General features: G+C 60.9%; 20 protein-coding genes. 10 read left to right on the forward strand and 10 right to left on the reverse strand.

All coding sequences use genetic code 11. The features are described 5' to 3' along the window. Positions 1 to 95 precede the first annotated feature (95 nt). Together dnaB and Q4B98_RS05420 are read left to right on the forward strand one after the other, a co-directional pair. Positions 96 to 1,442: a replicative DNA helicase gene (gene dnaB / locus Q4B98_RS05415; RefSeq protein WP_303196065.1), complete on the forward strand. Its 1,347-nt coding sequence runs from the start codon at positions 96 to 98 to the stop codon at positions 1,440 to 1,442. Between the two features lie 51 nt (positions 1,443 to 1,493). After that, complete coding sequence (locus Q4B98_RS05420) at positions 1,494 to 2,504, forward strand: zinc-binding alcohol dehydrogenase family protein (protein WP_303196066.1); 1,011 nt, start codon at positions 1,494 to 1,496, stop codon at positions 2,502 to 2,504. Positions 2,505 to 2,914: 410 nt separating this feature from the next. Here the strand turns inward: Q4B98_RS05420 and Q4B98_RS05425 are convergent, their stop codons facing one another. Continuing rightward, on the reverse strand, positions 2,915 to 3,229 hold the full coding sequence (locus Q4B98_RS05425) for a helix-turn-helix transcriptional regulator (protein ID WP_303196067.1): 315 nt from the start codon (positions 3,227 to 3,229) through the stop codon (positions 2,915 to 2,917). A gap of 106 nt (positions 3,230 to 3,335) precedes the next feature. Between Q4B98_RS05425 and Q4B98_RS05430 the strand changes: the two genes are divergently transcribed. Both Q4B98_RS05430 and Q4B98_RS05435 read left to right on the forward strand, forming a co-directional pair. Beyond that, the gene (locus Q4B98_RS05430) at positions 3,336 to 3,653 is read left to right on the forward strand and encodes a hypothetical protein (protein ID WP_303196068.1); all 318 of its coding nucleotides are present in this window, start codon (positions 3,336 to 3,338) and stop codon (positions 3,651 to 3,653) included. After that, the gene (locus Q4B98_RS05435; RefSeq protein WP_303196144.1) at positions 3,650 to 4,219 is read left to right on the forward strand and encodes a DNA-3-methyladenine glycosylase; all 570 of its coding nucleotides are present in this window, start codon (positions 3,650 to 3,652) and stop codon (positions 4,217 to 4,219) included. Before Q4B98_RS05430 ends, Q4B98_RS05435 begins: the two co-directional genes overlap by 4 nt. A gap of 509 nt (positions 4,220 to 4,728) precedes the next feature. Here Q4B98_RS05435 and Q4B98_RS05440 read toward each other — a convergent pair. The 4 genes from Q4B98_RS05440 to Q4B98_RS05455 all read right to left on the reverse strand — a co-directional run bounded on the left by Q4B98_RS05440 (position 4,729) and on the right by Q4B98_RS05455 (position 10,336). Then, positions 4,729 to 5,979 (reverse strand): anaerobic glycerol-3-phosphate dehydrogenase subunit C, encoded by a 1,251-nt coding sequence (locus Q4B98_RS05440; protein ID WP_303196069.1) that lies wholly within the window; start codon positions 5,977 to 5,979, stop codon positions 4,729 to 4,731. Between the two features lie 2 nt (positions 5,980 to 5,981). Then, positions 5,982 to 7,325: a glycerol-3-phosphate dehydrogenase subunit GlpB gene (gene glpB, locus Q4B98_RS05445; RefSeq protein WP_303196070.1), complete on the reverse strand. Its 1,344-nt coding sequence runs from the start codon at positions 7,323 to 7,325 to the stop codon at positions 5,982 to 5,984. Continuing rightward, positions 7,322 to 8,956, reverse strand: coding sequence for an anaerobic glycerol-3-phosphate dehydrogenase subunit GlpA (glpA, locus tag Q4B98_RS05450; protein WP_303196071.1), 1,635 nt, complete (start codon positions 8,954 to 8,956; stop codon positions 7,322 to 7,324). The genes glpB and glpA overlap by 4 nt, the downstream gene beginning before the upstream one ends. Before the next feature lie 414 nt (positions 8,957 to 9,370). Further along, positions 9,371 to 10,336 carry a D-glycerate dehydrogenase gene (locus Q4B98_RS05455; protein WP_303196072.1) on the reverse strand — a complete coding sequence of 322 codons (966 nt, stop codon included), beginning with the start codon at positions 10,334 to 10,336 and terminating at the stop codon, positions 9,371 to 9,373. 76 nt (positions 10,337 to 10,412) lie between these two features. On the opposite strand from Q4B98_RS05455, the gene Q4B98_RS05460 reads away from it, so the two are divergent. Continuing rightward, entirely contained in the window at positions 10,413 to 10,925 is a 513-nt protein-coding gene (locus Q4B98_RS05460; RefSeq protein WP_303196073.1) for a MarR family winged helix-turn-helix transcriptional regulator, read from the forward strand. Then, complete coding sequence (locus Q4B98_RS05465; protein WP_303196074.1) at positions 10,922 to 12,538, forward strand: chloride channel protein; 1,617 nt, start codon at positions 10,922 to 10,924, stop codon at positions 12,536 to 12,538. The genes Q4B98_RS05460 and Q4B98_RS05465 overlap by 4 nt, the downstream gene beginning before the upstream one ends. A 2-nt stretch (positions 12,539 to 12,540) precedes the next feature. On the opposite strand, the gene Q4B98_RS05470 is transcribed toward Q4B98_RS05465, so the two are convergent. After that, positions 12,541 to 13,944 (reverse strand): amino acid permease, encoded by a 1,404-nt coding sequence (locus tag Q4B98_RS05470; RefSeq protein ID WP_303196075.1) that lies wholly within the window; start codon positions 13,942 to 13,944, stop codon positions 12,541 to 12,543. Positions 13,945 to 14,048: 104 nt separating this feature from the next. Then, a complete protein-coding gene (locus tag Q4B98_RS05475) occupies positions 14,049 to 14,540 on the reverse strand; it encodes a MarR family winged helix-turn-helix transcriptional regulator (protein WP_303196076.1) in 492 nt (163 codons plus the stop codon). A 377-nt stretch (positions 14,541 to 14,917) separates the two neighbouring features. Here Q4B98_RS05475 and Q4B98_RS05480 point away from each other — a divergent pair, with 377 nt between their 5' ends. Together Q4B98_RS05480 and Q4B98_RS05485 are read left to right on the forward strand one after the other, a co-directional pair. Next, a complete protein-coding gene (locus tag Q4B98_RS05480; RefSeq protein ID WP_303196077.1) occupies positions 14,918 to 16,096 on the forward strand; it encodes a metallophosphoesterase in 1,179 nt (392 codons plus the stop codon). Next, entirely contained in the window at positions 16,093 to 18,699 is a 2,607-nt protein-coding gene (locus tag Q4B98_RS05485) for an AAA family ATPase (RefSeq protein WP_303196078.1), read from the forward strand. Before Q4B98_RS05480 ends, Q4B98_RS05485 begins: the two co-directional genes overlap by 4 nt. A 57-nt stretch (positions 18,700 to 18,756) precedes the next feature. On the opposite strand, the gene Q4B98_RS05490 is transcribed toward Q4B98_RS05485, so the two are convergent. Together Q4B98_RS05490 and Q4B98_RS05495 are read right to left on the reverse strand one after the other, a co-directional pair. Further along, complete coding sequence (locus Q4B98_RS05490) at positions 18,757 to 20,097, reverse strand: MATE family efflux transporter (RefSeq protein ID WP_303196079.1); 1,341 nt, start codon at positions 20,095 to 20,097, stop codon at positions 18,757 to 18,759. Continuing rightward, a complete protein-coding gene (locus Q4B98_RS05495) occupies positions 20,097 to 20,744 on the reverse strand; it encodes a TetR/AcrR family transcriptional regulator (protein ID WP_303196080.1) in 648 nt (215 codons plus the stop codon). Before Q4B98_RS05495 ends, Q4B98_RS05490 begins: the two co-directional genes overlap by 1 nt. A 138-nt stretch (positions 20,745 to 20,882) precedes the next feature. Between Q4B98_RS05495 and Q4B98_RS05500 the strand changes: the two genes are divergently transcribed. Both Q4B98_RS05500 and ybaK read left to right on the forward strand, forming a co-directional pair. After that, positions 20,883 to 21,755 carry an aminodeoxychorismate lyase gene (locus tag Q4B98_RS05500; protein ID WP_303196081.1) on the forward strand — a complete coding sequence of 291 codons (873 nt, stop codon included), beginning with the start codon at positions 20,883 to 20,885 and terminating at the stop codon, positions 21,753 to 21,755. After that, a complete protein-coding gene (gene ybaK / locus Q4B98_RS05505) occupies positions 21,755 to 22,243 on the forward strand; it encodes a Cys-tRNA(Pro) deacylase (protein WP_303196082.1) in 489 nt (162 codons plus the stop codon). The genes Q4B98_RS05500 and ybaK overlap by 1 nt, the downstream gene beginning before the upstream one ends. A 12-nt stretch (positions 22,244 to 22,255) precedes the next feature. Here ybaK and Q4B98_RS05510 read toward each other — a convergent pair whose 3' ends face one another. Further along, a complete protein-coding gene (locus tag Q4B98_RS05510) occupies positions 22,256 to 22,651 on the reverse strand; it encodes a hypothetical protein (RefSeq protein ID WP_303196083.1) in 396 nt (131 codons plus the stop codon). Positions 22,652 to 22,793: the final 142 nt, after the last annotated feature.

Raw genomic sequence — 22,793 nt, forward strand, 5'->3', positions numbered from 1 at the left:
CACGGGAACGTGTCGGACCGTAGTGGGGATGTTGCCCTCGCCTCGGCGACAAACGTCAGCAACCGTCACCCCCGTGTCCCCCTCAAGGAGTAGCCATGTCCAGCGCACCCACCGAACCCGGACCTTCCCTGGACCGCAACCCTCCCCAGGACATCGATGCCGAGAAGTCCGTCCTCGGGGCCATGCTCTCCTCCAAAGACGCCATCGCTGACGTCGTGGAGGAGCTGCGAGGTGTCGATTTCTACCGACCCGGACACGAACTCATCTTCAACACCATCATCGACCTTTACGGCCGCGGCGACCCGGCCGATACCGTCACCACCGCCGCCGAACTCGATAGGCGCGGGGAACTCGAACGCGCAGGCGGACGGTTGTATTTGGCTGAGCTGCTCGGCAACGTCACCGTTACCGCCAACGCCGCCTATTACGCCAAAATCGTCGCCGACAAAGCCGTACTGCGTCGTCTTGTCGAGGCGTCAATTCGCATCGCGCAGATGGGCTATCAGGGCCAAGGAGAAGTTGCTGAGATCGTCGACGCCGCCCAGCAAACCCTCTACGAGGTCTCCACACGCAAGATCAGTGAGGACTACCACCAGCTTTCAGAGCTTTTTGATAGCACTTGGGATGAGCTAGAGGCCATCGAGGCTCGTGGCGACGCCATGGCGGGCATCCCCACCGGATTCACCGACCTGGACGAGCTCACCAACGGATTCAGGCCCGGCCAGATGATTATCGTCGCCGCTCGTCCCGCCATGGGTAAGTCCACCCTGGCCCTCGATTTTGCACGGGCCGCCGCGATCAAAAACAATATGGCGGCGGCAATATTCAGCCTCGAAATGGGGCGCAACGAGATCGTCATGCGGTTGCTGTCCGCCGAAACCGGTGTCGAGTTGCAGCGAATGCGCTCTGGACGCCTCTCCGATGAAGACTGGCAGCGTATGGTCGACAAGATCACCCAAATCTCATCGGCCCCACTGTTCATCGACGACTCCCCCAACCTGACGATGATGGAAATCCGCGCCAAGGCCCGTCGCATGAAACAGAAGTTCGACCTCAAACTCATCGTCATCGACTACATGCAGCTGATGACCTCCGGCAAGAAGGTGGAATCTCGTCAGCTCGAGGTCTCTGAATTCTCCCGTCAGATCAAATTGTTGGCCAAAGAGTTGGAAATCCCCGTCGTCGCCCTCTCGCAGCTCAACCGTGGTCCCGAGCAGCGCACTGACAAGAAGCCCATGATGAGCGATCTGCGTGAGTCAGGCTCACTGGAGCAGGACGCTGACGTCGTTATTCTGTTGCACCGCGAAGACTTCTACGACAAAGAATCCCCACGCGCCGGCGAGGCCGACATCATCGTCGCCAAGCACCGTAATGGGCCGACGAAAACGGTTCCCGTCGTCTTCCAAGGCCACTACTCGCGGTTCGTTGATATGCAGCGCTGAGAGTCGGCGGAATTAGTACCCACCGAACTCGCACGGAACTACCGTGGGGTCATGGAAAGCATGCATGCCGTTGCCGTCACACGCTCCCTTCCCGTCACCGATCCGCAATGCTTCGTTGACATCGACCTGCCAGTACCGCAACCAGGCCCCCACGATCTGCTCGTCGAGGTACAAGCTGTCTCCATCAATCCCATTGACGTCAAGCTCCGCAAGGGAGCTGGCAGCCCGTCGAAACCCCTGGTACTCGGGTTCGACGCCGCCTCCGTGGTTCGGGCCGTCGGCTCAGAGGTCCACGACTTCGCCGTCGGCGACCACGTGTGGCATTCCGGAAACCGCGACCGCCCCGGCACCTATTCTCAGTTCACCGTTGTGGACTCGCGTATCGTCGCGAAACAACCGTTGTCCCTGTCGGTCGCCGAAGCCGCGTCCTTGCCACTGACGGCCCTCACCTCCTGGGAGGCCCTCGTCGACCACATCGGTCTGGGAACCCCGGACCAGCGCAGCGACAAGGCCTTTCTCATGATCGGTGGGGCCGGCGGAGTCGGGTCCGTGGCTATCCAGCTTGCGCGCGCCATTACCAGCGGTCCGGTCGTCGCGACCGCCTCGCGCCCGGAAACAGCACAGTGGTGCCGGGACATGGGGGCCACCGGGATTATTGACCACCGCGAGCCGCTGGCCCCGCAGGTCAAAGACCTTGGGGTCGACGGTTTCGACGGCATTCTGTCGGCCTACACCCCGCCAGCATCCGCCCTCGCCGAGATCATGGCTCCCTTCGGCCGCCTCGTCATGATTGACGGCACCGATTCCTTTGACCTCATGGCTTTCAAGCCGAAGTCTTTGTCGGTGACGAGCGAGTCGATGTTCACCCGTCCCCAATTTGACACTGCGGACATCGCCAGGCAGGGCCAGGCTCTCGCACGTATCGCACAGCTGGTGGACGACGGCCATATCCGCCCGACGATGAGCCGCAACCTCAAGGGGCTGACGGCTCAGCACGTCCGCGAAGCCACTGAGCTGGTGGAATCCGGCTGCATGATTGGCAAGGTCGTCATCACACTCTGAGTCTGTCCACCTGCACCACTGACCCAGAGCACGGACTCAGAACACACCTGAACCCCCGGGTAAAACCGGGGGTTCAGGTGACTTGCGTTACTGGAGAAAAACGTCAGGCCGCGTGCTGGCAGGTCGGGCAGGTGCAATCCTCACACGTACAGCTGCCGCAGGAATCATCACAATGGCCACACTGGCACTTCTTGTGATCGCAGGTCGGGCAGGTGCAATCTTCACACGTACAGCTGGCGCAAGAATCATCACAATGGCCACACTGGCACGTGGTGCACTCGTCATAGTGGCCGTCATGCTCGTGGTGAGCGTGGCCGTCGTGGAGGTAATCCACGTGATCGTGATGAATAACAGCCTCGTGGCCACACTTCGGGCCGTGAGTGTGATGATGTGTCTCGGCGGGACGATGCTCAGTGGTGACAGTCATGGCCGTGCTCCTTCATGTGGTTGAAGGCGTCCAAAAAGATGGACGCCACGTGGTCGTCAATGAGCGAGTACATGGCCTTCTGCCCGTCCTTACGCGCGGATACGAGATGCGCGTTTCTCAGCACCTTCAGGTGATGGGAGACCAACGGCTGCTTAACACCGACGATCTCCGACAGCTCTCCGACCGATGCCTCACCATCAGTGAGTCGATTGACAATCCGTGCCCGAATCGGATTGGCCAAGGCGGAGAACAACCGAACGACGGGATCGAATTCCCTCGGTTCCACGTCCTTGCTCATATCCACAACTGTATATGCTGATTCTTTTATATGCAACTATTTTGATGGTTATCATTCTCACCAATCCCTTGACGGGGCGTCGCGGCTTAGCACTTAGACTCGGGTTATGAAGTTGAACAAGGCTCAAGACGTCAACACCGCCGAAGTAGCCGCTCTCGGCCTGGTTGGAGGCTGGCTCACGGCCCGCGCCACCGGTGTCCGCGGACTCGGCGGAGTGGTGCTCGCCGCTGCTGGTGGCTGGGCTGGTCGCACCTGGCTGGTCAAGAGCGGTCCGACGGTGGCCGGCATTCTGGGAGCGACTTATCTGGGTGCTTTTGGTGTCTCCCACGCATTGGCGAAAAAGATCGGCGCATGGCCGGCCGTCCTCACCGTGACCGCTGCCACCTGCACCGCATGTCACTACCTGTGCGACGCCAAGGAGTGATCGACCTCTCGGCTCCCGCCACCGAGGTTGCTCCGCAGCTCCTTGGGGCGACGATCTGGCGCGGACAAGTGGGAATTCTCCTCACCGAGGTCGAGGCCTATATGGGGTCTGACGATCCCGCTTCTCACGCTTTCCGCGGCCCCACTCCACGCTCCCGCGTGATGTTCGGACCACCCTCACACGTCTACGTGTATCTCTCCTACGGTATGCACCACTGTGTGAATCTCGTCTGCTCCCCCAATGGCGTCGCCTCGGCTGTTTTGCTGCGCGGCGGTCGGGTCATAGCCGGGGAGGACGAGGCTCGGCTGCGCCGCGGCGGCGTTCCCGAGAACCGTCTTGCCTGTGGGCCGGGAAATATCGGCTCGGCCTTGGGAACAACTCTCGCGGAGTCGGGGGACCCCGTAGAGCTCATCGATGCCGACACCCTCTCCACCTGGCGGCTCCAACCTGCCGCCCACCCTGTCGAATTTCGTCAAGGGCCTCGGGTAGGCATCAGCAGGAACGTCGACGCCCCCTGGCGGTGGTGGATCCCCAACGACCCCACTGTCTCTGGGCCTCGAAAGTAGGAATCCGACCCACACAACACCTCGAAGCGCCCCTTTCACCCTTCGCTCTGCTCACCGTGTCGAAAAACCCCAGCTACCCGAGAGGATCGGCACACAACAGACACAGCCTCTCGCGGGCCGGGATTATTCGACACGAGATGGGAAGAAAGCGGAGACGTGGGGTCTAAGACGGGGTTCTAAGGCAGGGGGCCACCTGGTGTAGCTGCGCATGACGTTGCTTACGCCTGTGGGGAGTAGCGTCATGCGCGACTACGCCTAGGAACAAAACCCGGGACAGTTCACACCTACCCGGCACAGCCCTAGGATTCCGCAACCACACCCACGACATCACTCCTCGACGCCGGAGGATTCAAACCCCACCCTTATCTGTGAACAACCCCGAAAGTGGCCGCCATGAATAAGGCCGGGACCCGCCCCCACAGCAGGTCCCGGCCAACTCCGGATCGCAGGAGGTCCGGCGAAACTGAGCCCCACACCATCGAAGAGCGGTCTGGCTCAGCAAGTCTCGACTAGTCGAACAAGTTGTCAGACAGCCCGAGCGAGTGGTGCAACAGCCACACCGGATGGACGATCTTGACACCCGACGACTTGGAGATCTGCCAACGGCAGGTTTCAGTGTCACACACGCCGACCCCTTCGTTGTGATCCTGCATGTGCCTGAACACCCCTGCACCGATCTTCTGAGCAACCTCGTAGCGCTCGGCCTTCAGACCGTATGTTCCGGCGATCCCACAGCACGGCTCGTTGGACTCCAACACCTTGACTCCCGGGATGAGTTCCATCAGCTGCACCGCCGGGAATCCCATACCCTGACTCTTGACCTGGCAGGGCTGGTGATAAGGAACCGTGATGTCGATCGGACGGAACTGCGAGGTGTCGAGTTCACCGTTACGGTATTCGTCCATAAGGAACTCCGAGAAGTCCCGGGAGCGCACTGACACGTCGTGCAGCCGGGGATCGTCGACGCCCATGATCTCGTGGGCCTCATGTTTCATCATGCCGACGCACGAACCTGAGGAGGACACGATCGTCAAACCCTTGCCGAGGCTGATGATCTTGTCGCACAGGTTCAGGATGTCCTTGGTGGCCCCCTCAAACAGCCCGTTCGACTGCTTGGCTAGGCCACAGCAGCCTTGCTTCGGAACGAGAACCTCGTAACCCAGGTGCTCGAGCACCTCGATGGACTTCTTGGACGTCTCGGTCTCGAAGTAGCCGCCCGCACATCCCTGGAAGAAGATGATCGGCCCCTTGGTAGCCGGTTTGGCTGGGGTGTGGTGGCGCATCCACTTGCTGAGAGTCTCGGTCTGGGCCGTCGGCATCGGGGCGTCGCGATGGACCTTGATGATCTTCTCGACGGCGATCCGAATCGGCTTCTGCTTGAGGCCCCAGTTGGCCAGCGGAGCAATCGGGGACAATACGCGTCCCTCGAGTGTCGTCAACGGGATGAGACGGTCGCGCAGCGGGACACCGTTCTGGTGCTTCATCTTCATCGCGGCCTGCTCGTTGAGTTCGGCGATCTTCACTCCCTGCGGGCAGTGCAGAGTGCAGATACCGCAGAAATTGCACCACTCGAGGGAGTGATCGACGGAAGCTCCGTCGCGGTAACGCTCGCCCTGCGGACCGTTGTACTTCGGGCCGGTGTAGAGCGGGGTGGCTTTGGCGACCGGGCACATCGTCTCGCAGATCGTGCATTTGACGCAGGCGTCGAGCGACTGGCGCGAGACCTCGTGTCCGGCGAATGTCTCCTCGATAACACCCATAATCAATTCCTTTCCTTGGTCGCAGCGGCTGCCCCGACCGACGACAGGATGGCATCGGCGGCCTTGATGGCCGAGCCGAGAGCGATACCCTCACCCGACTTCTCCTGCCACCTGGTGGCGCCGGCGATCACGCCACCGGCGGCGTAGACATTGGAATGAACGGGCTTGCCCTGGTAGGTGACGAGCATCTTCTCATCAACCTCGAGACCGCATAGGAAGAGCGGCTGCGGGGAACCCCAATAGTCGCCGTGGACCAGCTCTTCTTCCTTGACCCCCTCCGGCATGGTCACCGGAAGATCGAGAATGGTCTCGTGCAGCTTGCCGTGAGAGTCAAGTTTGAGGGCTCCAGACTCGAAACCGCCACCCGCAAGGACAACGGCGTCAGCCGTTAGCTCCTTACCGGCACCGGCGGTTCCCACCGTCACCGAGACGACCTTCCCGTCAGCAACCTTGCAGCCAGTGACTTTGGAGCCGAGCACATAGTCAACACGCTCGTTCTTGGCGGTCACGACAAGTTTGTTGTTCAGCCGCATTCCGGGCACGCACGGCGGCAGGGACGCTATCTCGAACACCTTGGCACCGAGGATTGTGCTGACGTCAGCGAAAACCTCGTCGTGGTTGTCGATGCCGAGGACAGCTGGCAGGGCGACGATCTCACCGGGGTTGACGAATCCCTTGAGGCCCTCGGCCAACACCCGGCGGGTATGAATGTTGTCAAGGGAACGGGCGATCGCCAGGCCAGTTGCGTCGTACTCACCCTCACGGGGCTCAAAATCGACAACGACGGCGCGGGCAGAGGCGTGGCCCCCGCCGGGTAACTCGGTGCGGTCGATGTTCTGGGCAATCAGGCCGGCATGGAAGTCCTTGTACTGGGCCAGACCAATGACAACGACCTTGTCACCGTCCTGAAGGTTGCCATTTATCATCGAGGGCGGGACCAGCGCGGTGGGGCGAATCGCACCGACAGCGGTCGGCAGGTTGATCGTCGTCTCGCCGTCACCGACCAGGAAGGACTCACCGACGAGCTCGCGTAGAAAATCGACCCCTTCCTTGACAGCCTCGACTCCGATCTTGGCGTAGGGGTGCTCGGGGTGTTTGGAAGCGTATTCCTTAACCGCCTGATAGGGCTTCTCAACCCGCTGCGGGGTGTAACCGAGGACGTCGATGGTGCCTTGCCCCAACTGCAGCCCGCCGACACCCTTGGTGACCAGAGTCACACGCGCGCCGCCCCGCCGCAGACGCACAGCGGTAATCAGGCCGGCGAGGCCAGACCCGACGACGACGACGTGCGGCGCCTTGAAGCGATCGGCGGTCGGCGACGAGAGGGAAACGGTTGCGGTGCTCACAGCTCGACCTCCTGCTGCGGGGTGGGAAGGTGCTCAACGTCGAAGGTTCCTTGGAAGATCCAGTCATCGAGGGCGGTCTGCCGAACCTGCTCGCCGTAGAGAATCGGCCACAGCCCAATCCAGCGATTCTTGAGGAACAACCGCAGCAAACCGGTGGCGCGCTCGGCGTCGATGGCACCCTCCTCGACGGCGACGCCGGTGGCGCGCATCGAGCAGAAACCGCCTTGGCAGGGACCCATACCCAGACGCAGCTGACGTCGCAGATCGTCAAAGGTGGCGTCGGGCTGTTCAGCCAGCAGGTCGGTGAACATCTTGCGGCTCATGAGTTCGCACTCGCAGATGATCTGGTCATCGTGTTTTTTCGACATCGGGACGGCTTTGGGATCACCGCCGCGAACTAAACCGGTGCTGGCGCGACGATTTTCGTTATCGCCCAGACGGTGGGTGATGAGGTAGTTCCTGCCAACCGTCGATCCAGGCACGGCCTCGTCGGCGGTGCGGCAGGGGCGATCGTCGCCAAGCTGCTCACACATGACGTCAACGACGTTCTTGGCCATCAGACGATAAGTGGTGAGTTTGCCGCCGATGATCGACACGATCCCGTTGACGCCATCACGGGAACCGTGGTCGAGAATGCTCATGCCGCGCGACATATGACGGGTGTCAGTGGCAGCGACTCGCTTGTCCTTGAACAGTGGGCGAGCACCGGCCCAGGCATGAACGGCACGGGCCTCGCGGAATCCAGGAACCAGAACCTCACCGGAATCGAGCATCTGCTGCACCTCGTTGCGCGGGATGGGCAGACGTTCCGGATCGTCGGCCTTGACGTCGGTGGTGCCGATGATCGACACGGTGTGTACCGGCACGAGGATGTCGCCGTCAGCCGGGTAAATACAGCGGTTGACAACCGTGTTCACCAAGCGGTGATTCATGGCGATCATAATGCCGCGACCGGGAACGACGTCGACGTCATGGCAGCCAACAAGTTCAGCGATACGTCCGGCCCAGGGGCCAGCGGTGTTGATGACGAATGAACAGTCGATACGAATTTGCTCGTCGTGCTTAAGGTCGTGGGCGATGACAGCGCTGATTTGATCTCCCTCGCGAATAATCTCGGTGACAGCGGTATACGTCATCACCTTGGCGCCGTACTCGATCGCGGAGTGGGCCGCACCCCAGACCATCTGCCAGCCGTCGACCGAACCGTCCTGAACAGCGAAAGCACGCTTGATACCGGGGTTCAGCCGGGGTTCGCGGCGCAGCGCCTCGGCGGTGGAGATTTCCTCGAAAGGAACTCTGGACTTCTTCGCCCCCTCAATCCACTGATCGGAAAACTCCAGGTCGTCCTCCGGGGTGACTACGAAAAGCCCGCCGGTCTTCTCCACGGCGTCAGCGTGAATGCGCGTGACGACCTCGTTTTCCTCAGCACATTCCGTCGCCGAACCAGGGTCAGATACCACGTAGCGACCGCCGGAGTGGAGCAGGCCGTGGTACCGACCGGTCGTGCCTTGGCCGAGGTCGGCCTTGTCCAACAGAACGGCGCGGTACCCACGCATCGCGACGTCCCGCACGACGCCCGCACCGGTGGCCCCGCCACCGATGACGACGACGTCTGCGTCCATGGTCCTCATTGAATGCTCCCTTCGAAACCATCCGGCATGTGGGGTGTGACGTAAGGGGTTCTCGCTGCCCCGCCGTCGTTGCCAGGTACGTGTCAAGATTAGGTAAACCCATGGGTCACAACCACCAAAACCGGCTTTTGTGCATGTTCGTGCACACTTCCAGGAACAGACGTGCACACGGCTTCACAACGCCATTTGCACCTAGCTACGCCATGGATTCAGCGCCACAATTTAGACAATACACAGCTTGTTTAAATAGCAGAATCGCGATTGAAAAATAACCGCTCGTTCTCACTCAAGAGGAATTCTTACCGCGCCATCACGTGGTTTGACAGATATGGCCACTCACAGCTGAACCCGGCCTCCAACGACGTATTTTTGCCGCCGGGGCCGGGCTCGATGTCACAACGCTGCAAGCGAACGTCACTCCACCGGAGTTTCGGCTGGCTCACCCGACAGCACCTTGGCGATATTGCGAGCAGCCAATCGGCTCATGGCCTCGCGAGTCGGCAGCGCGGCAGAACCGATATGCGGCAGCAGCACTACGTTCTCCATCGTCAGCAGGTCCTCAGTAATCGTCGGCTCATCCTCGAAGACATCCAGACCGGCACCAGCGATCAACCCGGTCTTGAGGGCCTTGACGAGGGCGGCCTCATCAACACAGGCGCCACGAGCGGTATTGACGAGATAGGCAGTCTTCTTCATCGCGTTCAGAGCGTTCTCGTCGATGATGTGGCGGGTCTCCTCGGTGAGCGGACAGTGCAGGGACACTACGTCAGAGGCAGCCAGAAGCTCGTCGAGGTCGACGCGACGAGTCGGCTGCGTGTTGGGATTGACGGCATCAATCGCCGCGACGTTCTTCTGGTGGCGGGCGTTGTAGATGACGTTCATGCCGAAAGCCGCACCGCGTCGCGCCATCGCCTCGCCGATCTGTCCCAGCCCGATAATGCCGAGGGTTGCCCCCTGCAGGCCGGCACCCAGCATGAAGGTGTGGTCGTAACGCCACGCCTTTCCGGCACGCACCCAGCGCTCGGCCTCGCCAGTGCGTCGGGTGACTTCGAGCAGCAACGTGAAAGCGAGGTCGGCAGTGGTCTCATGGAGGACGCCCGGGGTCGCGGTGACGACGACTCCAGCCTGCTTGGCGGCCCCCAGATCAATGTTGTTGAAACCAGCGGCGCATTGCCCGATGACCTTGAGTTTGGCGGCCTTACCGATCATCTCAGCGTCGAGAGGGTCCGACAGGCTGGTCAACAGCGCGTCAGCAGTGGCAATGTGGTCGGCGAGTTCCTGACGGTCCATGAAATGGTCGCCGCCCACGATTTCGTGACCGGGAAGCTCCTCGTTGACAACGGACATGAGTTGCGGTGCGGTGACGATAATGCGAGCCATGGCATTACTGTAGGTGACCACTACCCGCTGCAACAGCAGCGTCGCCCACATTGGTGCAATGTGCAACAATTCCACTGTGCAGATGTCGCAAAGTGCAGCGAAATCGGAGGGGCTGGGCCCCGACCCTGCCGAGGTCGAGACGGCACTACAGGCATCGTGGGCCCTCGTCGACGTGGCCGCTCGGTCCCTCGCTGAACTTGCCGAAGATGTCAGTGCTCCTCAGTACCGACTTCTCGTTCTCATCGACGCCGGAGTGACGCGCGGGGTCGACTTGGCCCGCGACCTGGAGGTTCACTCATCGACCATCGCGCGGATGGTCGAACGTCTCGTCGCCAAGAACCTCATTGATCGCTCCCCTGACCCTGCCGACCGCCGCGCCAATGTGCTCTCCCTCACCCCACGTGGTTCGACATTGGTACACGACGTCAACGACCATCGTCGACGTCAGCTCATCGACCTGCTCAGCTACCTGGAGCCAGACGAGATCGACACCGTCGTCACCGGACTCACCTTGTTCACCCGCGCCGCCGAAGCGAGCGGCCACGGCACTCCTACCCGTTCTTACCCAGAGGACTCCCGCCAGCAATGACCGAAACCGCTGTCCGACCGGAGACCCGGGCCGCGTGGGCCAAGCGTCTGAGGCGTCTACGTCGCGCCCTGGTACCGCACCGCCCCAAAGCTTTCCGGGATTCCCTCAACCGATGGCTGCTCATGGGTACAGTCATCGGGATCGTGTCGGGAATCGGTGCCATCATCTTTTTCTTCTGTCTGGAAACCGGCACCCACTACCTGCTGGAAACGTTGGGCGGATACACCCCGCCGGGAACCCTGGGTGAAGGCGACGGCACTCCCGGAACCGGATTGACGCGCCCCTGGGCGATCCCACTCGTAGTCACCGGCGGTGCCCTCGCGTCGGGAATCTTGGTGTATTTCGTCGCTCCCACCGCTAAGGGTCACGGCACTGACAACGCCATTCGCGCCGTCCACCACGACCCGACGGGGCTGCAGGGCAAGGTCGCAGTCGTCAAGATCATCGCGTCCTCCCTGGTGATTGGCTCTGGCGGCTCAGGCGGTCGTGAGGGGCCGACCGCTCAGATCAGCGCGACCGTCATCTCCTCGCTGTGCCGGAAGCTCAAAATCGCCACGCCAGACGCCCGCATTGCCGTCTCGGCAGCAACAGCTTCCGGTATTGGGGCAATTTTCCGCGCTCCGCTGGGTGGCGCCCTGCTCGGTGCGGAGCTGCTCTATCGAGACGACATGGAGTCCGACGCGATCATGCCGTCCCTGGTGTCCTCAATCGTCGCTTTCGTCGTCTTCGGATCGGTCTACGGCTTCGAGCCGATTTTTGGATCGCTGAGTGGAGTGCAGTTCTCCCAACCGCTCCAGCTCCTCTGGTACGTCCTGCTGGGACTTGCAGCAGGGCTCATCGGAAAGCTCTACGTCGACGTCTTCTACGGCGGCACCAAGTTCTTTGACCACCTCAACAAAATTCCCCGCTGGCTCGTCCCAGCCATCGGGGGTTTGGGCGCCGGCCTGCTCGGCCTGGTCATTCCCGCTTCCCTGGGGACTGGTTACGGATCGGTGCAGCAGGAGATGTTCGCCGACAACCTCATGCGTATGCCCTTGCTCATGGTGCTGGCCATTCCGTTCGCCAAAATCCTCTCAACGACCCTGTCGATTGGCTCGGGGGGTTCGGGCGGCGTTTTCGGTCCTGGCATGGTCATTGGCGGGGCCACCGGAGCTGCGCTGTGGCGTCTTCTCGAGGGGCTGCCGGGTATTCCGTCCTCCCCGATGAGCTTCGTCATCGTCGGCATGATTGCCTGCTTCGGATCGGTGACCCACGCCCCGCTAGGTATGTTGCTCATGGTCGGAGAGATGACCGGAAACCTGTCATTGCTGGCCCCCGGCATGATCGCCGTCGCAGTGGCCGGGCGCGTCGTCGGTGACACGTCGATCTACACCTCTCAGCTCAAAGACCGTCTGGAGGGTCGTCGCGTCCACGCCATGGGCCGCGTCACGAAGTCGGCTGAATCCAAGCGACCGAAAACCGCTGCCAAGCAGCCCCTCGCCACGACGCCAGCGAACACCAAGAAGCCGTCAAGCAGGATCGTTCCGGAGGTCATTCGCGCCGAAGACCGTAAGCGGGAACTGCTCGTCCATTCCCCCCAACAGCCACATGACCCCGGTCACTCTTCTGTCTGATCTCAGTCCGTCGTGGGACGGAACGGGCTGCGGCCATTGTGGCGCACCCAGCCGACCCCGATGACATACAGCACGACTGTCAAAGCCCCTGTTGACAACAACTGAGCGCGCACGTCGGGTGCGAACATACCCAGCACGATAATCCCCAGCAGCAGAATCATCGCGGCCCAGGACACCACCGGGAACCCTTTGATTCGCATCGGCAGCGGACTGCCTTGGCGCTCGGCGCGGCGACGAAGCACGTACTGCGAGCAGATGGTGAAGAAATACGTCACGATGACGGTCGAGCCGACAATATTGAGCAAGGTGTTGAGCACGGCGTCACCCCACTTGAAGGTGGCCAGCACGCAGCAGAATCCGAAGAGCACGCTTGCGAGCACGGCGACCGCCGGCACCGAGCGTCCGTGGGTTCGCATGGCCGCGCGCGGGGCCATGCCGCGTTCAGCCAGAGACCCGAGCATTCGCGCCGCGCCGTAAAGATTGGCGTTCAGGGAGCTGAGCAGGGCCAGCACGATGACGAGAGTCATCACCTCAGACGCGGCCGGGATTCCAGCCCGATCCAGGACAGCGACGAAGGGAGAGGAGCTGAGCTTGGGGTCGTCCCAGGGGACCGCGATAATCATGACCGCCACCGATCCCATGTAGAACAGCAGAATTCGCCACACGATCGTCCGCACCGCCCGGGACACGTTTCGAGCCGGGTTCTCAGTTTCCGCCGCAGCCACCGCCATAATTTCGATACCGCCAAAGCTGAAGGCCACCATGAGGAGGGCGGCGGCTACACCGGACCAGCCATTGGGCATGAACCCGCCGTGCCCGAGGAGGTTGGATGTTCCGGCAGCCGGTGCTGCCAGCACTCCGCAGATGAGCAGCACGCCGATAACGAGGAAAATGAGGATCGCAGCCACCTTGAGCAGGGCGAACCAGAACTCAAATTCCCCGAATCGGTCGACTCCGAGCAGGTTGATGGCCGTCAGGGCGACCAAGAAGATGAGTGTGAGCAGCCACACCGGCGCTATCGGCCACATGGCGACAAAAGTTGTCGCTGCTGCGATTGCCTCCGCCGCGACCACGATGACCAGCTGGATCCACCAGACCCAGCCCATAGCGAATCCGGCTGCTGGACCCATAGCGCGTGAGGTATATACCGAGAAGGCACCAGAGTCGGGATATGCAGCGACCATCTCACCGAGCATGTACATGACAGCGATCACGAGCAGGCCGGCGACGATATACGCCACCAAGGTGGCCGGACCGGCCGCCGCAACTCCCTTACCGGAACCGACGAAAAGCCCGGTTCCAATAGCAGAGCCAAGGCTCATCATCACAAGGTGACGGCCTTTCATGCGCGGCTTGCCACCTGCGGGGTCCGCAGATGTCTGCGTGACGTTCGTCTGTGTCGCCATGGTCGCTCCTCACCTACCTGTAGGTGGAGCTGATGTTAAAGCCGAGTCCACTGTCAAGGGATAGCTGTTTCCATGGTGGGACGGGATACAGCTGACGTGACGTCTCAGTCAGAGACGGCCAGCTGGCTTTTCTCCTCCGCAATAAGTCCGTCGCGAACGCGGCTAAGAATGGTCTCCAGATCGTTGAGATGACCGTGATCTAGGTCACCGAAGACAACCCGGCGCACCAGGGCTGCATGGCCGGGTGCGGCCTGTTTGAGCGCGGTCATTCCGCAATCGGTGAGGTGGATCAGGGCGCCACGGCCATCGGAACAGCAACTGCGCCGCTCAACGAGACCGCGTTTTTCCATACGCGTGAGGTGATGGGAGAGCCTGGAGCGCTCCCACCCCATGTGCTCGGCCAGTGCGACGACTCTCATCTCACCACCGTCGGTCTCCGAGAGTCGAACGAGCACTTCGAAATCCTGCACAGACAGCTGCGAGTCGCGCGATAGCTGACGATTGAGTACAGCTGGCAAGGTGGTCGTTACCTCCAACCACAGGCGCCAAACCCGCTGTTGGTGGTCATCCAGCCAAACGGTGCGATCCTCTGTCACTGCGCCTCCTTTGTTCTGGAGTATAGAAGCTCATTAGGTACTCCAGAACCCCTCTTATTGACATATCAACCTAAGAGGGACGCATTCCCCTGACCGACGCCGCCGCTGTCCCGGCCCTTTTACCATCGCCTCCACAGGTCTTGGCCTGAACCCCCGCTGGTCTCGAGTTCAAGGCAGCGCCAAAATCTCCCACCCCGACGTCAGCCTGGCTGAAATTGTGCCCTCGCGATCGATACCGTGCTGAGTCACGGGTTCAGGACGTGCGCCATGAAGCACAAATGACCGTGAGAATTCCACTAACCCGAATTTGACAAGCCAGAACATCGACGGAACACCTGTTGCGCAGAAGTGTCCGAGTTGCCTGCCACCATGTTTCCATGACGAGATTCCTCCATACCTCGGATTGGCAACTAGGGATGACTCGGCACTATCTGTCCAGGCGGGGCGACGATGATCCGCAGGCTCGGTTCACTGCCGACCGAATTGAAACAGTGCGCACGCTGGGCGAGGTTGCCCGGAAAGAACAGTGCGAATTCGTTGTCGTAGCCGGCGATGTTTTCGAGACCCATAACGTTTCCGCACAAATCATCGCCCGCAGCTGCGACGCGATGGAATCCATCGGTTTGCCCGTTTATCTGCTGCCAGGAAACCACGACAGTCTGGAACCCGGATGTTTGTGGGATGGTACAGAATTCACCCAACACTGCCCTAGCAATGTCCATGTTCTGCGCGATCAGTCTGAAATCGACGTTACTGTTGCCGACGGCTCCGTCATCGCACAGATCGTCGCTGCTCCCCTGACGACCCGACATCCATCGGCCGATCCGCTAGCAAAACTTGCTAACAGCTTGGAACCCACTCAGATTCCACGCATCCTGGTTGGTCACGGCCAACTGGAGGGATTGTCGAATGATCGCCGGGAAGCCCTCATCTCGCGAGCCCCATTAGAAAATGCCATCGCCCGTGGCGCATTGACCTACGTCGCCCTCGGAGACCGTCACATCGCATGGCCAGTCGACGATGACCATGCCGCAATTCGCTACTGCGGCACCCAGGAGACGACGAGTTTCAAAGAGGAAACTGTTGGCACCGCAGTCGTCGTCGACCTTGACGAACCACTGACGTGCACGACGATCGAGGTTGGCACCTGGCTGCACGCCCGGGTTAGTCAAGACGTCGCAAATGAAGCGGATCTGGAGGTCCTACGAGACCGGTTCGATTCTTTCGATCATCGGGACCGCACCATCATCCGTTATGACCTGCACGGTCAGCTCACTATTTCCCAAAAAGCCAAACTTGACGAGATCATTGCCCACTACGAGACAGTTTTCGCCAGCTTGGAACCCAGTGAGAACCGTCATGATCTGACGATCGTCGGAGACGATGCCAGCTTGGACGATGCCGACCTACCGACATGGGTAAAGGACACAGCCAAGGAACTATCAGATATGTGTGCCACCAATGAGGACGCCGCCCAAGCCCTCATTCTCCTGCACAGTCTTGTGAACGCCGAGAGCCCCGCTACGGCAACCCGAAATGCTGAGGTGGCCCGATGAAACTGCATCGCATTCACGTCGAGAACTTCAAAGCCATCAATAACCGCACTCTTGAGTTACCCGACGCCGGGATCGTCGTTGCAACTGGCCCCAACGAGATCGGCAAGACCTCCATGATCGAGGCCCTCGACTTTGTTCTCGACAGCAAGTACAAGGCCAGCTCGACGAGGAAAGAAATCAAAGAAGCCCAGCCCTACGGCACCTCACTCCCGGTGGTCGTCGAGGCTGAGATGACCATCGGTGAGCACCGGTTCGTCCACCGCAAGAGATTCATCAAGGACCGGGAGTCCTCGCTGAGGTTCATCTCGGGTCCGCGAGCCGGGCAGATCATCACCGGGGATGAAGCCGTCGAGACGATGGGAACGTTGCTCGCCGGGGCCGACATGACGCTGTGGAATGCCCTGCGACTCATGCAAGCCAGCGGTCTGTCACCATTACGGTTGGACTCTTCCAAAGCCTTGACGACTGCGCTGGAGCAGGCTGGTGGCCAGAAGCCCGACGAGGACTCGATGGGCGGCTTGATGGACCGTGTGCGTGCCGAGTACGAGCGGTATTACCAGAAAAACGGCAAGGAACGCGAAGCGGCTTTCCGGGAGCGCGAACAGCTGGAGACCGTCAACCGTGAACTTGAGGAGGCTACAGCACGCCTGAAGGAGATCGAGGAGGTCGTCGCAAAGCTCGAAGAGAAAAATGTCGAGATCAGCCACGACCATGACGTTGTGGCATCCAAGGAGACCGAGTGTCAACAAACCCAAGCTGCCCTCAACAGGCTCGCCGAGCTGGAAAAACAGGTCGAGGCCACCAGCCGCGAAGCCGAAGAGGCGTGTCAGCGTCATAGCGCAACCAAGACGGCCCACGAAACACGGACCAAGCTCGTCGAAGGCCTGAAAGAGGCCCAAGTACAACACGAACAGTGCAAGCAGATCGCCGCTGACAATGCCGAAAAGAGCAAAGCGGTTGCCGATGAACTCACAGAAGCTCAGACTGCTCTGGACGACGCCAAAACCAGGGTTACCGACGCTGAGAACGCTGAGAACAAAGCACGACGTACCCTTGCGACAGTTCGAGCCGGAGAAGAAGCGGCGAAGGCCCGCAAACAGCTGGACCGTATCTTGGAACTCAAGAAACGCATTGCCGACGGACAGCAGCGTCTCGACGCTGAGAAGGTAACACGCCACCTGCTGGCCAGGCTCAAGACAGCTGCGAAGGCCGACGATCGCGCCAGAGACGCAGCAGCGTTGGCCAGCACCCAGCTGGTGATCGAGCACCAGGCAGAGGGCGTCCCGGTGCGAATTGACGGCACTGATCTTGATCTCCCTGTCGGCCATACGACCCAGCGCAACATCGACGGTGAACTCGTCATGGAGATGGGCGAGGCCTGGAGATTGAAAATCTCCCCGACTGCGGAGGTCATGGTCCTGGGACGCAAAGCGGAAACGACCCACCAAGCCGTCGTGTCCCTCCTTGAGGAGCTGGGCGTGGCCAGCCTGGACCAAGCCGAGGCCCGGATGGCTGAGCGCAACGTTCTGGAGTCGAACGTTGCTGCCTGGCGGGAGCAGCTGGAACGTGAACAGGGTGAGAGCACTATTCAAGAACTCGAAGCTCTGGCCGATCAGGCTGTCGAAGAGGTCGATCTCACTCCCGCACAGGCCCAGGAGCTGGAAGACGCTGCTGTCGCCAAAGCCAACGACGCTCGCAACGACGAACGACAGGCCCAAGCACGGTTCAACGCCGTGGACAAGCGTGACGGTGAGATACACGACAAGGTCATTCGCGCCAATATCGCCCTCGAGAATGCCTCCGAGACTGTCACCCGGCTTACCGAGGAGGTGGCCGCTGCACGCGAGATCGTCCCGGACGACGATTTGGCCGAGGCCCTCACGATCGCCAAGGAACACGTCCGGGTCGCGAAGGGCAACGCAGACCGCGCCGCAGCCGCACTGGCCGAACGCAACCCCGATCAAGTTCATGCCGAGGCGCAGGGAAGTCGGCTAGCCCTCGAAAGGGCAGCCGCTCGCCTTGAGGACGACATCAATCGTCAGTCAGAACTCAAGGGACAGCTGCAAGGTCTGGGGCGCCAGGACCGCCAGGAACATTACGACGCTTTGGAAACCGAAAGGCACCAACTTGCCCGACGCGTCGACGGGCTGGAGAGCCGGGCACGGTCGACCAAGTTGCTGTACGAGACTCTCAGCCGTCACCTCGATGAGGTGCGTCAGTCGTACGTGGCCCCGTTCACCGAGGAAATCGACCAGATCGGCAGAGCCGTGTTCGGCCATGATCTCCACGTCGAAATTGACTCCACGTTGACGGTGGTAGCTCGCCAACTCAAGGGGGCGCGCTTGGTGTGGAACCAGCTGTCATCGGGGGCCCGCGAACAGCTGGGATTGGTCGTCCGACTGGCCGCAGCCCGCCTCGTCGACCCCGATGACGGAGTTCCCGTGATTCTCGACGACGCCTTGGTCTACTCGGATCCGGTAAAGGTGCGGCACATCCTCACCGAGCTTGGCCAAAGCGCCCAGACAAATCAGATCGTGATACTCACCAGCGCGCCGGAAAGATACGACTCAGTTCCAGGGGTTCAGCAGGTTCGGTTCGAGTGAATATGTGTGAGGCCCGAGGGTCATCGACCTAGGAGCAGCGAATCGTCCGAAGCGTGCTCACGCTCCAACCCGCATCCAGGTGTCTCCGTGAGCACGCCAGGCCAGAATCGCGCAACGAATGACCATAAACCCGCCAAAGGCGATCCACAACCAAACGACCGCTGCGGCCGGGTCGCCTGGCGCCCAAAGATGGACCGCCCACGCCATCGGCAGGTACGCCAGGAGCATGACAACCTGGGCTCCCGAGAGCCACCGTCCATCGCCCGCTCCAATGAGTACTCCGTCGAGGACGAAAGCGGGTCCGGCGATGACCTGCTCAACGGCCACCACGACAAGACCGGCCGCCACCGCCCGATGAACTGCCGGATCATTCGTGTAGATGGCGGGGATCAGCTGGTGGAATGCCACCAAGAGAACTCCAACGACAACTCCGGCCCACATTCCCCACCGGGTCATGGTGGCCGTCAAGGAACGAGTACGTCGGATATCTCCGGCTCCTAAACTCGCCCCGGTCAAAGCCTGGCCAGCAATACCCAAGGCATCCATTGTCATGAGGACGAGGTTCCAGATCGTCATCGTCACCTGATAGGAAGCCATGGTGATAGCTCCCGCTCGTGCCGCCACCCACGTCGTCAGGTAGAGGGCAGCGCGGAGCGCGAGGGTACGGATGAGCAGCGGGATACCGTCGCGCAGGCTCGAGGCGATTCCACTCACATGGGGCACCAGGCTCAGGTCCAGACCGCAGGTACGTCTCCACAGCACCCACACCAACGCCACCGCCATGGCAATCTGGCAGATCAGGGTGCCACTGGCCGACCCCTCAATTCCCCAGCCCATCCCGAGCACAAACCACAGGTTGAGCACCAGGTTGAGGCTGAACGTGACGACGGTGACGACCAGCGGAGTCCTGGTGTCTTGAAATCCTCGCAGTACTCCGGTGACGGCCATCGTTGCCAGCATTGCAGGCACCCCAAAGCCGGTAATGCGTAGGTATCGTCCGGCCTGTTCAGCGACCACACCACTGGCACCGAACCAACCGGCGACCGTCGTCGGGATGACCACCAGCATGGTCGCGACAAGAATGCCGATGATGAGAGACAGCCACAACCCGTCAACACCGGCCTGGGCTGCGCCGTGACGATCCCCCGCCCCCACCCGGCGCGAGGAGGTAGCCGTCGTCGCATAGGCAAGGAAGACGAAAAGGCCCGTAAAGGTTGTCAGGGCTGACGAAGCAACGCCGAGGCCTGCCAACTGGGCAGTGCCCAAGTGCCCGACAACGGCAGAATCCGCAACGAGGAACAGCGGCTCAGCCACCAAGGACAAGAAAGCGGGTACCGCCAGATTCAAGATCTGGCGGTACCCGGCCTCAGGGAGCGTGTTGCGACCCTGTGCGGCCATCAAGCTTGAGCAATCGCGCCGTGCAGAGAGACGCGGATGACATCGAGAATCTTCTCAACTCGCTCAGGGGTTTCCTCACCACGCAGCGGTCCGGAAGTCGACAGCGAAACGAACCCGTGGAGCAGCGACCACAACAGGAGGCCCAGGTCATGCACGTCGGCTTGCCCCGACAGCTTGATCTCAGCGTCGTTGAGGACATCTCGGATCACCGAATCGGGCAAATTCGACACTTTCGCCCGATCATCCTGCATCGCGTCCAGGCCGACGTCCGAAATGCGGTAGGCGACGTCAAAAAGCCCCGGTTCGGTCAAGGAAGCGTTCAGGTACGCTCGGCAGGCAGCGACCAGCTTGACGACTACTCTTTCCTCATCGTCCACGGGCTGTGCTTCAACCGCAGCTTCACGCATTTTGGCACCGATCTGGTTGGCAGCAGTCCAACCCACCTCATCGAGAAGTGCCTCACGATTCGCGAAGTGACGGTACGCGGCATTCGGTGACACACCAGCTCGACGAGTTGCCTCGCGAAGGACGACTGCCTCTGCGCCGCCACTGCGAGCCATCTCTAGCCCCTCTTTGATAAGGGCCTCATGCAGATGACCGTGGTGGTACGCCTGCCGTATCTGCGAAGGGCGATACGTCTCCGTCATTAATGATCTCCCGGTCTGCTCGTTACATGACATCAACCTGGCTGGCTGAATGCCGACGCCCAACTATAAGTGACATTCCTGTGGTCTCGGATGGCAACCCCTATGACCACGTAACATCCACACAACTAGGCTGAACGCATGAATTCAAGTGTTCCATACCTACTAGCCGTACTTGGCGAAGGGGTGGTGCCACCATCCACCATGGTGTGCCATGCCGACGATCTCGGGCTGGTGCGAGGGGATGGGGTATTCGAGGCAACCCGTGTCGTCACCGCCCAGGACGGAACCTCCCGAATCGACCGCCTCGAAGAGCACCTTTCTCGATTCGCCCGCTCCATCGCCGGAGTCGACGGCCCAACCCCCGACATGGACTCGTGGAATCATCTCATCGAAGATGCGGCCCGAAACTGGCGCACCCCCGGAGAAGCCACCCTCAAACTCGTGTACACCAACGGTCGCGAGATCGTGCCTGGATCTCCGCGCGGATTCCTCACCATCTCGCCACTTTCCGAAACTCACAAGGAAGAGCGAGAGGGAATTGACGTACTGTGCCTGTCTCGCGGGGTGACCAGTGAATCCTACGCGGACGCCCCGTGGCTTCTAGGCGGTGTCAAGACCCTGTCCTATGCCGTCAATGTCGCAGCCCTGCGATACGCCCGGTCCCAAGGAGCTGACGACGTCATCTTCACCTCTACCGAGGGCTACCTCCTCGAGGGCCCGACGTCCGGGTTGGTCGTCGAAGCCGCCGACGGACTATGGACGACCCCCACCGGTGCAACTGGCATCCTCAGCTCTATCACCGTCAATACTGTTTTTGACGCTGCCGACGACGCCGGCGTCAAAACCTCTACTCGCCTCATGAAGAGAAACGAGGTATTGCGGACCCAAGGGGCCTGGCTGCTGTCATCGATTCGCGGCGTCGTGCCAATTTTGACGATTGACGGCCATCCAGCTCCCCATGATGACCAGATGACCCACCGGTTGCGCGTGTGGGCCGGATTTGAGGATTGATGCCTGCCTCTGACTCCGCCTCTCCTGCAACGAAAGCCCTTGCCAAAGCTCACGTAGCTCACGTTCTCCACAGTTACGACCATGACCCTGCAAATCATCACTTCGGTGATGAAGGAGCAGCAAAACTCGGCTTCGACCCGCACATCATGCTCAAGACCTTGGTGGTAGAGCTGATCCCGTCAGGGAAACTCGCTGTCGCAGTCGTCCCGGTAAGCGGCCAGCTCAACCTCAAGGCCTTCGCCTCCGCTATGGGTGCGAAAAAAGCCGCCTTGGCCGCCCCCGCAGCAGCCGAGCGCGCCACAGGGTACATCGTCGGGGGAATTTCGCCGTTGGGGCAGAAAAAGCGGCTGCCCACCTGCATCGATGAATCGGTGTTGGGGCAGCCTCGGGTCCTGGTTTCAGGCGGGCGTCGCGGGCTTTCGGTGGAATTGTCACCATCGGACCTGGTAGCTGTCACCGGGGCCTCAACGGCGAAAATTGCCTGCTGACGCCAGTCTGCGTCACGTCCGGGAATACTTGGCGATCGACTGGGGCAAACCGAACAGCCCAACGACGATGACAACGCCCAGAATCACGTGGATCCACTTAATGGCGCCGCCACTGCTCATCTCTCCCAGGGCATATTGAACGAGGATGAGCACTGCCATGCCAATGGCGTGACCGACAACGGAGGAGGGTCCGCCTCGACGCTTCCACATGACAGCCAGGACGGCAGCCACAATGGCGGCCACCAAAGTCAACACTCCGAATCCCAGATGCACGTCACCGAGACCAGAAACACCAGAGAGCATGAAACAGGCCAACGCGGCCTGGATGATGACGGAAACCACCGAGACCCAGGCAGAAATCGTCAGGGCTTTGGGAGGGTTGGGAACGACAGGAACGTTCTGTGTCATGTTTCACACTGTATGTCACTGGCTGTTAGGAACCATGAGACTGATGGCCGGCGAGGTCACGCACATGGGATTGCCCATCTCGGGGCGGAGAGCCGAACATCCCGGGGGCTGCGGTTTGACCTCCCGTTCTCAGTGGACGAAC

The sequence above is a fragment of the Cutibacterium sp. genome, from assembly GCF_030525615.1.
In the GTDB taxonomy this organism is placed as follows: Bacteria; Actinomycetota; Actinomycetes; order Propionibacteriales; family Propionibacteriaceae; genus Cutibacterium.

What these genes read in the sequence shown, in the direction of transcription:
- dnaB (WP_303196065.1), top strand. Translation starts at nt 96, where the DNA reads ATGTCCAGCGCACCCACCGAACCCGGACCTTCCCTGGACCGCAACCCT.
- Q4B98_RS05420 (WP_303196066.1), top strand. Translation starts at nt 1,494, where the DNA reads ATGGAAAGCATGCATGCCGTTGCCGTCACACGCTCCCTTCCCGTCACC.
- Q4B98_RS05425 (WP_303196067.1), bottom strand. Translation starts at nt 3,229, where the DNA reads ATGAGCAAGGACGTGGAACCGAGGGAATTCGATCCCGTCGTTCGGTTG.
- Q4B98_RS05430 (WP_303196068.1), top strand. Translation starts at nt 3,336, where the DNA reads ATGAAGTTGAACAAGGCTCAAGACGTCAACACCGCCGAAGTAGCCGCT.
- Q4B98_RS05440 (WP_303196069.1), bottom strand. Translation starts at nt 5,979, where the DNA reads ATGGGTGTTATCGAGGAGACATTCGCCGGACACGAGGTCTCGCGCCAG.
- glpA (WP_303196071.1), bottom strand. Translation starts at nt 8,956, where the DNA reads ATGAGGACCATGGACGCAGACGTCGTCGTCATCGGTGGCGGGGCCACC.
- Q4B98_RS05455 (WP_303196072.1), bottom strand. Translation starts at nt 10,336, where the DNA reads ATGGCTCGCATTATCGTCACCGCACCGCAACTCATGTCCGTTGTCAAC.
- Q4B98_RS05465 (WP_303196074.1), top strand. Translation starts at nt 10,922, where the DNA reads ATGACCGAAACCGCTGTCCGACCGGAGACCCGGGCCGCGTGGGCCAAG.
- Q4B98_RS05470 (WP_303196075.1), bottom strand. Translation starts at nt 13,944, where the DNA reads ATGGCGACACAGACGAACGTCACGCAGACATCTGCGGACCCCGCAGGT.
- Q4B98_RS05480 (WP_303196077.1), top strand. Translation starts at nt 14,918, where the DNA reads ATGACGAGATTCCTCCATACCTCGGATTGGCAACTAGGGATGACTCGG.
- Q4B98_RS05485 (WP_303196078.1), top strand. Translation starts at nt 16,093, where the DNA reads ATGAAACTGCATCGCATTCACGTCGAGAACTTCAAAGCCATCAATAAC.
- Q4B98_RS05490 (WP_303196079.1), bottom strand. Translation starts at nt 20,097, where the DNA reads ATGGCCGCACAGGGTCGCAACACGCTCCCTGAGGCCGGGTACCGCCAG.
- Q4B98_RS05495 (WP_303196080.1), bottom strand. Translation starts at nt 20,744, where the DNA reads ATGACGGAGACGTATCGCCCTTCGCAGATACGGCAGGCGTACCACCAC.
- Q4B98_RS05500 (WP_303196081.1), top strand. Translation starts at nt 20,883, where the DNA reads ATGAATTCAAGTGTTCCATACCTACTAGCCGTACTTGGCGAAGGGGTG.
- ybaK (WP_303196082.1), top strand. Translation starts at nt 21,755, where the DNA reads ATGCCTGCCTCTGACTCCGCCTCTCCTGCAACGAAAGCCCTTGCCAAA.
- Q4B98_RS05510 (WP_303196083.1), bottom strand. Translation starts at nt 22,651, where the DNA reads ATGACACAGAACGTTCCTGTCGTTCCCAACCCTCCCAAAGCCCTGACG.